Annotated in this window: 12 protein-coding genes, 1 other RNA gene, 2 pseudogenes and 1 riboswitch; of the genes and pseudogenes, 12 read left to right on the plus strand and 3 right to left on the minus strand. The window is 43.6% G+C overall.

Annotation, left to right across the window (positions count from 1 at the left end):
* Positions 1 to 12 precede the first annotated feature (12 nt).
* The 7 genes and pseudogenes from BGM27_RS08470 to BGM27_RS08500 all read left to right on the plus strand — a co-directional run bounded on the left by BGM27_RS08470 (position 13) and on the right by BGM27_RS08500 (position 4,516).
* Positions 13 to 1,251, plus strand: coding sequence for a ribonuclease H-like domain-containing protein (locus BGM27_RS08470; RefSeq protein WP_007409497.1), 1,239 nt, complete (start codon positions 13 to 15; stop codon positions 1,249 to 1,251).
* A gap of 121 nt (positions 1,252 to 1,372) precedes the next feature.
* Positions 1,373 to 1,480, plus strand: a pseudogene (locus tag BGM27_RS08475) (hypothetical protein); the annotation flags it as partial.
* Positions 1,481 to 1,563: 83 nt separating this feature from the next.
* Positions 1,564 to 1,800 carry a spore coat protein CotD gene (cotD, locus tag BGM27_RS08480; protein WP_003153539.1) on the plus strand — a complete coding sequence of 79 codons (237 nt, stop codon included), beginning with the start codon at positions 1,564 to 1,566 and terminating at the stop codon, positions 1,798 to 1,800.
* Positions 1,801 to 1,888: 88 nt separating this feature from the next.
* Complete coding sequence (locus tag BGM27_RS08485; protein WP_007409499.1) at positions 1,889 to 2,437, plus strand: SLOG family protein; 549 nt, start codon at positions 1,889 to 1,891, stop codon at positions 2,435 to 2,437.
* A 79-nt stretch (positions 2,438 to 2,516) separates the two neighbouring features.
* Entirely contained in the window at positions 2,517 to 2,816 is a 300-nt protein-coding gene (gene gpsB / locus BGM27_RS08490) for a cell division regulator GpsB (RefSeq protein ID WP_003153541.1), read from the plus strand.
* Positions 2,817 to 2,871: 55 nt separating this feature from the next.
* An RNA gene (gene rnpB, locus BGM27_RS08495) (RNase P RNA component class B) lies at positions 2,872 to 3,253 on the plus strand.
* 96 nt (positions 3,254 to 3,349) lie between these two features.
* A complete protein-coding gene (locus BGM27_RS08500) occupies positions 3,350 to 4,516 on the plus strand; it encodes a THUMP domain-containing class I SAM-dependent RNA methyltransferase (protein ID WP_007409500.1) in 1,167 nt (388 codons plus the stop codon).
* A 40-nt stretch (positions 4,517 to 4,556) separates the two neighbouring features.
* On the opposite strand, the gene BGM27_RS08505 is transcribed toward BGM27_RS08500, so the two are convergent.
* Entirely contained in the window at positions 4,557 to 4,709 is a 153-nt protein-coding gene (locus BGM27_RS08505; protein WP_003153548.1) for a YpzG family protein, read from the minus strand.
* A gap of 165 nt (positions 4,710 to 4,874) precedes the next feature.
* On the opposite strand from BGM27_RS08505, the gene BGM27_RS08510 reads away from it, so the two are divergent.
* From BGM27_RS08510 to BGM27_RS08530, 5 genes and pseudogenes are all read left to right on the plus strand, one after another.
* Positions 4,875 to 5,066, plus strand: coding sequence for a hypothetical protein (locus BGM27_RS08510; RefSeq protein ID WP_003153550.1), 192 nt, complete (start codon positions 4,875 to 4,877; stop codon positions 5,064 to 5,066).
* Positions 5,067 to 5,169: 103 nt separating this feature from the next.
* Positions 5,170 to 7,089 carry an ATP-dependent DNA helicase gene (locus BGM27_RS08515; protein ID WP_007409501.1) on the plus strand — a complete coding sequence of 640 codons (1,920 nt, stop codon included), beginning with the start codon at positions 5,170 to 5,172 and terminating at the stop codon, positions 7,087 to 7,089.
* Positions 7,090 to 7,200: 111 nt separating this feature from the next.
* Entirely contained in the window at positions 7,201 to 8,703 is a 1,503-nt protein-coding gene (locus BGM27_RS08520; RefSeq protein WP_007409502.1) for a carboxypeptidase M32, read from the plus strand.
* 133 nt (positions 8,704 to 8,836) lie between these two features.
* Positions 8,837 to 8,936, plus strand: a riboswitch (purine riboswitch).
* A 99-nt stretch (positions 8,937 to 9,035) separates the two neighbouring features.
* Positions 9,036 to 9,620: a xanthine phosphoribosyltransferase gene (xpt, locus tag BGM27_RS08525; protein ID WP_007409503.1), complete on the plus strand. Its 585-nt coding sequence runs from the start codon at positions 9,036 to 9,038 to the stop codon at positions 9,618 to 9,620.
* Positions 9,617 to 10,015 (plus strand): annotated as a pseudogene (locus BGM27_RS08530) (solute carrier family 23 protein); the annotation flags it as partial. The gene xpt and the pseudogene BGM27_RS08530, both read left to right, overlap by 4 nt.
* 19 nt (positions 10,016 to 10,034) lie before the next feature.
* Here BGM27_RS08530 and BGM27_RS08535 read toward each other — a convergent pair.
* Both BGM27_RS08535 and BGM27_RS08540 read right to left on the minus strand, forming a co-directional pair.
* Positions 10,035 to 11,576 (minus strand): recombinase family protein, encoded by a 1,542-nt coding sequence (locus BGM27_RS08535; RefSeq protein ID WP_041482317.1) that lies wholly within the window; start codon positions 11,574 to 11,576, stop codon positions 10,035 to 10,037.
* 247 nt (positions 11,577 to 11,823) lie between these two features.
* On the minus strand, positions 11,824 to 12,125 hold a 302-nt coding region (locus tag BGM27_RS08540; RefSeq protein WP_217031231.1), incomplete at its 5' end, for an excalibur calcium-binding domain-containing protein.

The following is a 12,125-nucleotide window of genomic DNA, read 5'->3' on the forward strand; positions in this document are numbered from 1 at the left end:
GGGGGACGAAAGATGTCCTTGAAAAATAAATTAAAGCGGATGAAAAACCACCTGAATGTGCCGGAAGCTGAAAAAAAGCCGGCAGCTTCACAACTTTCGGTCCCGGATATTCAAGTCCCATTTAGAGAAGAATGGGAGGCATTCGGAGTGAAGCCTTTCTTTTTTGAGGATGAATACTGTCTTATCCGCGAAACCGTCTATCCGCTTTCGCACCGCCACGGACGGTACAGCTTCAGTGAACTTGATGACGTCATGGCATTATGGAATAAAGGCGGTTTGACACATACTTTATCAGCAGAAGGATACGAAAAAAGCCAGCTGTTCTTCTTTGATACTGAAACGACCGGCCTCGGCGGCGGGGCCGGCAATATGATCTTTTTGCTCGGCCATGCAAGAGTGTATGAAGACCGTGTCGCGGTTAAACAGCATCTGCTTCCTAAACCGGGAAACGAGACGGCTCTTTACAAAAGCTTTTTAAGTGAGGTTGACATTACGTCTCTTGTTACGTATAACGGAAAAGCCTTTGACTGGCCTCAGGTGAAAACTAGGCATACATTGCTGCGGGACAGGCTTCCGAAGCTTCCTGACTTCGGTCACTTTGATCTTCTGCACGGGGCGAGACGGCTTTGGAAACATAAATTAGAGCGTGTATCGCTTTCGGCGGTTGAAAATGAAGAGCTTGCTTTTAAAAGGGACGAAGATACACCTGGTTATTTGGCGCCGATGCTGTATTTTCAATTTTTAAAGGCGGAGGATCCGGCTCTTTTAACGGGAGTGCTCTCGCATAATGAACAAGATGTGCTTTCCCTCATCGCTCTTTACATCCATATGTCAAAAAAGATTTTTGCATCTTCTGATCAGACGTCAGAACGTCAGGAAGCATACGCCATGGCGAAATGGTTTATCGCTCATAAAGAAACCGATCGGGCTGTTTCACAGCTGGAAGCGCTGCAAGGCAAAGACTTTGAAGATTCGGATCGGGCCCTTTTTGACTTAGCAATGCTTTATAAAAAACAAAACCGCAGGCAAGACGCCGTGCCCCTTTGGGAGAAACTGACGGGCTCTGATCTTCACATATGCAGACACCAATCAGCGGTAGAGCTGGCGATCTATTTTGAGCATCACGCAAAAGATTATAAAAAAGCTCTGCAGGCCGCACAGCAGGCGGCAGAAGACGGGGAAATATCGGAAAAAGAAGCCGAGAAGCTCCATGTGAGAATTGCCCGGCTTAAGAGGAAATATCCTTCTTGAAATATTGCCCGGGAAAGCGCAAAAGCCGAGCTGTTTCGCCAAAAATATTTTTTTCTGAATCCGCATCGATTTTGTTGTAGAATGGTGCCGCATCTTGTAAAATAGCGTTAGTTATTTATAGGGGAGAGTTGGTATGTATAAAGGTGTTTTTTACTTGTTCTTTGTCGTGGTTTTTTTGATTGCGTTTGTATTTTCGAATTTTAAAGACAGCTTGCTGACACACTTTTAAATTGGGTGATTGAATTAGAACATGCACCCTCTTTTCTTCATAACCTAACAGTGTAATATAAGTTAATGGAGAGGGGATTTAGCATGTTTCATCATCATTGTTGCAGACCAAACGTGATGCCGCCGATTGTCCATCCGACTCATTGCTGTGAACACCATTGTTTTTCTAACACAGTTGTGCCGCATATTCATCCGCAACATACAACTAACGTAAATCACCACAACTTTGAGCACGTTCATTACTATCCGCACACTTTTTCAAATGTTGACCCGACAACTCACCAGCATTTTCAGTGCGGAAGCCCTTGCTGCGATCATTAGTATTGAACGCTTAAGCAAGATCGGTTAGGATATCAGCAAATCAAAATGGGGCCCGATGGGGAGCCCCATTTTTTAAGCAGGTGATCAATTGAAAGTATTAGCCGTAACAGGATACAAGCCGTTTGAACTCGGAATTTTTAAACAGGATGACCGGGCGCTTGTTTATATAAAAAAGGCGATAGAAACCAGACTCAGAAGCTTTATTGACGAAGGCTTGGAATGGATTCTCATATCCGGACAGCTGGGGACTGAGCTTTGGGCGGCTGAAACGGCGTACGATCTCAGAGAAGAGTATCCGGAATTAAAGGTTGCCGTTATCACGCCTTTCTACGGCCAAGAAGAAAAGTGGAAGGAACCGAATAAAGAAATGTATGAAGCGGTGCTTGCTCAGGCAGATTATGAGGAGAGCCTGACGCATCGGCCGTACGAAAGTCCGCTCCAATTCCGGCAGAAAAACGCGTTCTTTATTGAAAAGTCAGATGCGCTTTTGCTTTTATATGATCCTGAAATGGAAGGATCGCCGAAATATATGCTGCAGCAAGCAGAAAAACGCCGTGAAACAGACGGATATCCGATTTATTCGATTACGATGGATGATCTCCGTGCCGCCGTTGAAGAAGAAGATTTCTTTACATAACACGTCAGAGAATATTTGACAACGGGACGTGTTTCTGAATAAAATATAACATGATGATTCACGATATGAGGTGAAAAAGATGCTTGCTGATAAAGTAAAGCTTTCTGCGAAAGACATTTTGGAAAAAGAATTTAAAACAGGCGTTAGAGGTTACAGACAAGAAGACGTTGACAAATTTTTAGATATGATTATTAAGGATTATGAAACCTTTCATCAAGAAATTGAAGAACTGCAGCAAGAAAATCTGCAGCTGAAAAAACAGCTTGAAGAAGCAAGCAAAAAACAGCCGGTGCAGTCCAATACGACCAACTTTGACATTCTGAAAAGGCTGTCCAACCTTGAGAAACATGTATTTGGCAGCAAACTTTATGACGAATAGGGCAGATGCACTTGTCAAATGAGACAAGTTGCTTTATAATGAACAAGTGTTCTTAACGTTCGGGTAATCGCTGCAGATCTTTGAATCTGTAGAGGAAAGTCCATGCTCGCACGGTGCTGAGATGCCCGTAGTGTTCGTGCCTAGCGAAGAAATAAGCTAGGGCAGCCTTGATAGGCTGACGGCAGGAAAAAAGCCTACGTCTCCGGATATGGCTGAGTATCCTTGAAAGTGCCACAGTGACGAAGTCTCATCAGAAATGGTGAGAGTGGAACGCGGTAAACCCCTCGAGCGAGAAACCCAAATTTTGGTAGGGGAACCTTCTTGAAGGAATTGAACAGATAGAAGGACAGAATGCTTTCTGTAGATAGATGATTGCCGCCTGAGTACGAGGTGATGAGCCGATTGCAGTACGACGGAACAAAACATGGCTTACAGAACGTTAAACATTATTGATATGACAAATTAGAGCTCTCCTTTAAAGGGGAGCTTTTATCTTGAATGAAACGAAAGCTTAAAAGAGACAGGGTGATACGATGAAGAAGTACACACTAATAGCGACGGCGCCGATGGGAATTGAAGCGATCGTCGCCAAAGAAGTGCGTGATTTAGGTTATGAATGCAAAGTAGACAACGGAAAAGTCATTTTTGAAGGAGATGCGCTTGCGATCTGCCGCGCTAACTTATGGCTGCGGACGGCTGACCGCATCAAAGTACAGGTCGCCGAGTTTCAGGCGAAAACGTTTGATGAGCTGTTTGAAAAAACAAAAGCGATTGACTGGCGCGCGTACATTCCGGAAAACGCAAAGTTCCCCGTTATCGGAAAATCCGTGAAATCAGTGCTTGCCAGTGTGCCTGACTGCCAGCGGATCGTCAAAAAGGCGATAGCGGAAAAGCTGAAACTTCAATCAGGAAAACAAAATGAATGGATTGAAGAAACGGGCCCCGAGTATAAGGTGGAGATTTCCCTTTTAAAAGATAAAGCCGTGCTTACACTGGATTCATCAGGAACAGGCCTTCACAAACGGGGATACAGGGTTGATCAGGGAGGAGCTCCGATTAAAGAGACGCTCGCTGCCGCGTTAATTCAGTTAACCAACTGGACGCCTGACCGTCCGTTCGTCGATCCGTTCTGCGGTTCCGGCACGATCGCCATTGAAGCCGCTTTAATCGGGCAAAACATTGCTCCCGGTTTTAACCGTGATTTTGTTTCAGAAGACTGGGAATGGATCGGAAAAGAACTGTGGGACAAGGCGCGTCTTGAAGTGGAAGAAAAGGCGAACTATGATCAGCCGCTGCAGATCTTTGCCAGTGACGTGGATCACCGGATGGTAAACATCGCCAAAGAAAACGCAGAAGAAGCGGGACTTGGTGACCTGATCGAATGCAAACAAATGCGGGTGCAGGATTTTACGACGAAACTCGAATACGGCGTAATCGTCGGAAACCCTCCGTACGGCGAACGGCTCGGCGAAAAAAGGGAAGTCGAGAAGATGTATAAAGAAATGGGCCGGGCATTTGAATCTCTTGATACATGGTCTGTCTACATGTTAACGTCAAATGAACAATTTGAAGAGGCCTACGGAAGAAAAGCAACCAAAAAACGGAAGCTCTTTAACGGTTTTATCAAAACTGATTATTATCAGTACTGGGCTAAAGTGCGGCCGCAGCGGAAAAAGCCGCAACAAAGAGAAGACGCCTGAAACAGCGTCTTCTCCGGCATCTTTACGTTTTATTCTGCCATTACCAGCGGTGCGCTTTTGCGTTGCTCCGTAAAATAATGTTGGTCTGGGACATTTCGGTGTGGCCGTTCACTTGCGATTTAGAGCGTTTCGGCCGCGTCCAATTGTGATGAAACAATTCAGAATGCTGATCTAATCGATCTTTATAACTCATGTAACCATCACTCCCGGATAGAATAATTTTGTGAAGATGGATATTCGATCGAATATCTGTTGTAGTTTGTGCAGGTCAGGTGCGGATCATTCAGAATGGCATGTATAGAAAGTGAAGCATCGGCATAGAATGATGATTATTTCTATTTGAGAGGTGATCTATTTTATGCTGAACAGCGAGCACTTCAGTAAAATACAAAAGGCGTTAGACGCAACTGCTTTCCGGCTGGAGGAAGCCGGAGCGGAGTTCGGTCCTTCCGCCATGACACACGCACAGGAAGAACTTGAAAATGCGGTAAAACATACACATTCAACAGACCATCCGTTCCTATGTACACATATCATTAACCGGAAATGATAATGGCAAAAACTTGGCGAGGCCAAGTTTTTTTGTTGTATTGAAAAGGGTTAAATGATATTATAGATGGTCTGAATGCCGAATAGTTAGGGGTTGGAGTTGGGTGACAACATCACGTTTGCCTTTTGCTTTAACAAAAGAAAAGAATTTTTACGAAGAATTGAACAATTGGATTGGTGACGTGTTTTACGATATCCTTCCCGAGAAAGGCTTTGACCTTCGGGATGAGCAGGTATTTATGGCGTTTCAGCTTGAACGGGCATTTAAAGAGAAAAAAGTCATGTTCGCTGAGGCAGGAGTCGGTACGGGGAAAACGCTGGTGTATCTGCTGTTTGCCATCAGCTATGCCAGATATACGGGTAAACCGGCCATTATCGCATGCGCCGATGAAACGTTAATTGAACAGCTTGTCAAAAAAGAAGGCGACATTTCCAAGCTGACAGAACATTTGGATCTGCAGATTGATACACGGCTGTCCAAATCCCATGAGCAGTATCTGTGTCTGAAAAAGCTTGAGAAAACGATGCAGCGTTCTGATGATGAAAAGTGGCTGGATCTTTATGAGTCGCTGCCTTCATTCGTACACGAATCACAAGCGATGCAGCGCTTTTATCCGTACGGCGACCGCAAACAGTACGCTGATTTGACGAATGAAGAGTGGGCAGGCGTCAGCTATGATTCCTTCCAAGATTGTTTAACTTGTGATATGAGACATAGATGCGGTTTAACACTTTCGAGAGATCATTACAGAAAATCAACGGATCTGATTGTTTGCTCCCATGATTTCTACATGGAGCATGTATGGACGGAAGAATCACGCAAAAGGGAAGGGCAGCTGCCGCTTTTGCCGGACCACAGCGCCGTCGTGTTTGATGAAGGACATCTGCTGGAATTCGCCGCGCAAAAAGCGTTAACGTATCGCGTGAAGCAGTCGACGCTTGAGCTGTTTTTAGAGCGTCTGCTTCAAAATGATATCAGAGAGGAATTCGCCGAACTGATTGAAGATGCCCTTGCCGCAAACGATGAGTTTTTCTATGTGCTGTCAGAGGAATCGAAGGAAATCGAAGGCTCTCACCGATTGGACATCCAAAACGATCAGCGTGTTAAGCGTGCGGCTGACGAACTGTGCCGTCTGCTCGATAAAATCGGCGAGGCGCTCGTATTTGAATCGGAAATGTATACGATTGATAAGTACGAGCTGTCAGTTGTAGAAGAATACGTCGAACAAATGGCATATTCGCTGTCGCTGTATCAAAAGGATGCCATCAGCTGGCTTGAAACGCGGGATACAGACTCAACGTTTGTCGTTATGCCGAGAACTGTAGCCGAAGTTTTGGGAGAAAAGGTCTTTTCTAAAAAGATTCCTTATATCTTCTCATCGGCCACTCTTTCTGAGGGCGGTTCATTTGATTATATCGCTGACAGCCTCGGAATCCGTGATCCGTTATCATTCACCGTTGAATCTCCGTACGATTACGAGGAGCAAATGTCTGTTGCGCTTCACGGTGACATGACGTCTGAGCAGAAAACAGCCGAAACGATTGAAACCATTAAGAAGAATGAAGGACGCACCCTCGTTCTTTTCCCTTCCTTTGAAGACATGAAGGAATTTAAAGAACAGGCTGCCGCGTGGGAGCTGCCGTATCCGATATACTACGAAGGTGACGAAGAGATCTCCAGTCTGGTCGAAAAATTCCAGCGGGATGAAGAATCCGTGCTTTGTTCCGTCCACTTATGGGAAGGTCTTGACATTCCCGGTGACTCGCTCCGGAATGTGACCATTTGGGCGTTGCCGTATCCGCCTCATGATCCCGTGTTTACCGCAAAGCGGAACGGAGCGAAAAAAGATCCGTTTGAGGAAGTTGATCTGCCGTACATGCTCTTGAGAGTCCGGCAGGGAATCGGCCGCCTCATCCGTTCTAATCAGGACAGCGGAACCATATCCATTTATGCGGGCGGAGAAAGTGAACGGGTCTTGGCCGAAGTCAAAAAGATCTTGCCTGTTACACCGAAAATCGTATAAAAACAAAAGCTGCAGGATTCTTATCCTGCGGCTTTTTTAAATCCGGGAAGTTGACTTTATCACGGCATTCCATTAGCCTGTAATTGATAGTGAAAAGGGAGGGGAACGGATATGGATTTACATACATATGAAAAAGAGTTTTTTGATCTGTTAAAAAGAGTATCCCACTATGTCGAAGCCATTGCACTTATGCATTGGGACTTAAGAACGGGAGCCCCAAAAAAAGGCTCTGATGACCGGGCGGAAAGCATCGGACAGCTGTCGGCTGACGTTTTTCAAATCCAGACATCCGACCGGATGAAAGAGCTGATCGACATCCTTCTCGCGCATGCAGAGGAGCTCTCTGAAGATACAGTGAAAGCGGCGGAACTTGCGAAAAAAGATTATGATCATAATAAAAAAATTCCTGAAGATGAGTATAAAGAATATGTCATTTTAACATCGAAAGCGGAAACGGCTTGGGAGGATGCAAAGGCTGCCTCTGATTTTTCTATGTTTGCTCCGTACCTTGAGAAGCTGATTGATTTTAATAAGCGGTTTATTTCGTATTGGGGCTATGAAGATCATCCATACAACGCATTGCTCGATATTTTCGAACCGGGTGTTACGGTAAAGGTGCTGGATCAGCTGTTTTCTGAATTGAAGGAAGCGATTATTCCGCTTATCAAAAAAGTGACGGAATCCGGCAATAAACCGGACACTTCCTTTATAACGAAAACGTTTTCGAAAGAACAACAAAGAGCCCTCTCCTTGTATTTCTTAAAAGAGTTCGGGTATGATTTTGACGGCGGCCGCCTTGACGAGACGGTGCATCCGTTTGCGACGACAATCAACCGGGGCGATGTGCGGGTGACGACCAGATATGACGAAAACGATTTCCGCACGGCGATTTTCGGAACGATTCATGAATGCGGGCATGCGATCTACGAGCAGAATATTGACGAAGCGTTGAGCGGAACGAACTTATCTGACGGTGCATCCATGGGAATTCATGAATCCCAATCGTTATTTTATGAAAACTTTATCGCCAGAAATCAACATTTCTGGACCGCCTATTATGAAAAAATGGTTGAGGCTTCGCCTGATCAATTTCAAGATGTGAAAAGAGAAGATTTTGTACGCGCTGTCAACGAGGCGAAACCGACCTTTATCCGAATTGAAGCCGATGAGCTGACGTATCCGCTTCATATTATTATCCGTTATGAAATTGAAAAAGCGATTTTCAGCAATGAAGTGACAGTGGAAGAACTGCCTGCATTGTGGAATCAAAAATATCATGATTATTTAGGCATTACGCCGCCATCTGACGCCAAAGGCATTTTGCAGGACGTACATTGGGCGGGCGGCGATTTCGGCTATTTCCCTTCCTATGCGCTCGGATATATGTATGCGGCACAGCTGAAGCATACCATGCTTGACGATCTGCCTGAATTTGACCAATTAATAGAACGGGGCGATTTTGAGCCGATCAAACAATGGCTGACAGAAAAGGTTCATCAGCACGGAAGACGCAAAATGCCGCTTGACATCATAAAAGATGCAACGGGAGAAGAGCTGAACGTTCAATATCTCATTGAGTATCTCGTCGGCAAATATTCAAATTTATATTTATAAACGAAACGCCCGGTATACACCGGGTGTTTTTCTAAAAATTCTAAAAACACGAATAATCGAAAACCAATTCTTTGTAAAAGTTCGGAAATATTCAAATTTCACTATGCAAAAGAAGTGTATCTTGTTATAATTTGATTAATATCATACGAACACTCATATAATCGCGTGGATATGGCACGCAAGTTTCTACCGGTCACCGTAAATGTCCGACTATGAGTGAGCAATGGAACGGCTTTATTCGGCCGTTGCGTGTAGATCATTCGGCATTGCTTGCTCTTTTTTTGGAGAGCGGGCAATGCTTTTTTTATTTTTTATAAGCGGGGGTAATCATTGTGGAAGCATTAAAACGAAAAATAGCAGAAGACGGAATTGTTCTTTCTGATCAAGTGCTGAAAGTGGATTCTTTTTTAAACCATCAAATTGATCCGGTTCTCATGCAGCAGATCGGCCGGGAATTTGCGCGCCGTTTTGAAAAAGACGAGATAACCAAAATCGTCACAATTGAATCTTCGGGCATTGCCCCTGCGGTGATGGCCGGCCTTGAACTCGGCGTTCCCGTCATCTTTGCGAGAAAAAGGAAGTCTCTCACATTAACGGATGATCTGCTGACGGCATCCGTCTATTCTTTCACGAAAAAAACAGAAAGTCAGATTGCAATCTCCGGAAATCATCTGTCGAAAGATGACCGCGTGTTAATCATTGACGACTTTTTAGCGAACGGACAGGCGGCAGAAGGACTTTTATCCATCGTAAAACAAGCAGGCGCAGCGGTTTGCGGGATCGGAATCGTCATTGAAAAGTCATTTCAGCCGGGAAGAGATGAGCTGATGAAAAAAGGATGCCGGGTCGAATCACTGGCGAGAATTCAATCGCTTGAAGACGGAAAAGTGACATTTGTACAGGAGGTCCGTTCATGAAAAACGGCTATGCCAAAACACTTTCACTCGGTATCCAGCACGTGCTTGCCATGTATGCCGGCGCCGTCGTCGTTCCCTTAATTGTAGGAGCGGCATTGGGACTGAACGCAGAACAGTTGACATATCTCGTATCAATTGACATTTTTATGTGCGGGGCGGCTACGCTGCTTCAAGTATGGAGGAATAAATGTTTCGGCATCGGCTTGCCCGTTGTGCTCGGCTGTACGTTCACCGCGGTAGCGCCGATTATTTCCATCGGTAAGGAGTACGGGATTTCAGCCATTTACGGGAGCATTTTGGCATCGGGTCTGCTTGTCATTCTGCTGTCGTTTTTCTTCGGCAAGCTCGTATCCTTTTTCCCGCCTGTTGTAACCGGATCTGTCGTAAGAATTATTGATTGAGTACGACATAAACCTAGTTATAGTAGACCTTGATATTCAAATTCTTCGTACCATCTCCCAAATCCTCGACCGTATACGTTACATGACTAATGAGCATCTTTAGTATTAAGTTTATCTCAGAGTTAGACATCCCGTCAGTAGACTCAATCATTTCCTGCACTTTATGATGACTCCATTTTTCTTTTTTTGTCTCAGCGCTAAGAGCATTTTGAAACTCAGTAGATGCAATTAATTCTGCTAAGTCATTTTCAGCTTTTTGAAGTGTCTCTTGTGAAATTTTCAACTTTTCTTTATACTCTGTTTTACTGATGTCTCCATCTAAGTACATTTCTTTTATGCGTTCTATTCTTCCTTTTGCCTTTTTAACAGCTTTCTCTCTTAAACCAATAAGCTGAGTTGTGTAAGAGTCATCGTTAACATCTTGCTCAGTGGGGGAGAAGAGAGCTTCATTGTATTTTTTTATTTCCTTCATAATCGACTGGAACAATACTTCTTCATGAATCCCTTTTGTTTGTTCGCATTCTCTTGTTCTTTCAGCAGATTTTCGTAAACACTTTCTAACGTGTTTTCTTCTGCCTTTGGGTTGTTCTATAGCTTGTGCTTTATGACAATAAGGACATCTAACAATACCAGAAAGTCTGTGGGTATTCATATTTAGACGTCTTCCAGCCACTTTATATGTTCTAAGTTTTTCTATTCTATTCAGGATTAGGGCATGTTCTTCATCAGTTTTCATGGTTTCATGATGACCTTTTGCAATCAATACTTCATCTAAATTTTTATTTTGAACAATACTGTTGCTGCTTTTGCTTTTCTTGTATTTACCAAACCATACATAACCCCTATGAAAATCGTTGGACAGAATTTCTGAGACAACTTCTCCGTACCAAATAGAACGGCCGGATGGGGAAGGGACTTTCAGTTCGTTTAACATCTCAGCAATTACTGTGCAAGAATGTTCCTCTTCTAAGAACCATTTAATCATCATTCTATATATTTTTTTCTTTTCCTCAACAACAACTGCAGCTTTAATATTCTTGTCCCACTTATAACCGTATGGAACTGATCCTGAATGAAGTCTGCCTTCTCTTGTGGCATTTTTCTTTCCGTTAATCGTTCTCCGTTTTATTGCTCTATATTCACTTCGAGCAATTATTGATTCAAACTCAGAAAGCATTTCGTCGCCTTCGATTGATAAATCATAGGTTTTTTTGGGTGTAATAAACAATGTCCCACTCTGCTTAAATGCTTCAAGTATACGCCCGGAGTCAATTTGTGATCCCCTGGACAGCCTGTCCATTGCTACAGCACAAACTGCGTCAAACTCGCCATTTTCAATTCTGGGCAACAACATTGAGAACATTGGTCGTTCATCAATAGTCTCACCTGAGACAACTTCCTCAAACCACTGAACATTTTTAAAGTTCTCTCTTTTTATGAGATATTCTAGCTCATTTCTATGTTTGGCGAGTGTATCTTCTGAATCTCTGTCTTCTCTGGATTTTCTTGAATAAACTGCTATTCTTGAATTTTCGTGTAATGCCAAGTATTTCATCCTTTCTTCTTATTGTAAGTGTAGTTAGATTATATCATGTGCATTGGAATTTCTTTATAAAATCCTCATTTTAACGAAACATTTTAGATCAACTTGCTTATTAATCTAATTTAAAGTATCCTAATTGATGTATCATAGGGGTTTAACAGCCACTATAGACCACAGAGTCCCTCACACGCTCTGTGGTTTTTTGTTTAGATTGAATATACCCAAATGAAAAAAGAAGCCTCAGAGGGCTTCAAATTGATTAATTCTTCTCACATGCAAAGTTGTCATTATCCCGATCCATCTTAGATGTATAAGCAGGGTGAGTGCTTGGTACTCCATGCGGATATTTCTTTCTCAGCTCTGTGCAGTTTGCAAAGTGTTCTGTTCCTCCAGTAGAAGGGGAGGCTTGTGTAGAGTTAGAAGAGCTACTTGATGCTGAACTACTTGAATGGGAACTGCTTGAGTTCGATTTATGTGTCTCAGATTGATGTGGTGTAACTGACTTTTGAGCCGGCTTAGATACACTTACTGATTTCTTCGGTTTCGTTACGCAGCCATTAA

The organism is Bacillus sp. FJAT-27001 (assembly GCF_019039175.1).
Classification (GTDB): domain Bacteria; phylum Bacillota; class Bacilli; order Bacillales; family Bacillaceae; genus Bacillus; species Bacillus velezensis.

Coding starts and splice junctions, on each gene's coding strand:
- BGM27_RS08470 (WP_007409497.1), top strand. CDS start 13: ATGTCCTTGAAAAATAAATTAAAGCGGATGAAAAACCACCTGAATGTG.
- cotD (WP_003153539.1), top strand. CDS start 1,564: ATGTTTCATCATCATTGTTGCAGACCAAACGTGATGCCGCCGATTGTC.
- gpsB (WP_003153541.1), top strand. CDS start 2,517: ATGCTTGCTGATAAAGTAAAGCTTTCTGCGAAAGACATTTTGGAAAAA.
- BGM27_RS08500 (WP_007409500.1), top strand. CDS start 3,350: ATGAAGAAGTACACACTAATAGCGACGGCGCCGATGGGAATTGAAGCG.
- BGM27_RS08505 (WP_003153548.1), bottom strand. CDS start 4,709: ATGAGTTATAAAGATCGATTAGATCAGCATTCTGAATTGTTTCATCAC.
- BGM27_RS08510 (WP_003153550.1), top strand. CDS start 4,875: ATGCTGAACAGCGAGCACTTCAGTAAAATACAAAAGGCGTTAGACGCA.
- BGM27_RS08520 (WP_007409502.1), top strand. CDS start 7,201: ATGGATTTACATACATATGAAAAAGAGTTTTTTGATCTGTTAAAAAGA.
- BGM27_RS08535 (WP_041482317.1), bottom strand. CDS start 11,576: ATGAAATACTTGGCATTACACGAAAATTCAAGAATAGCAGTTTATTCA.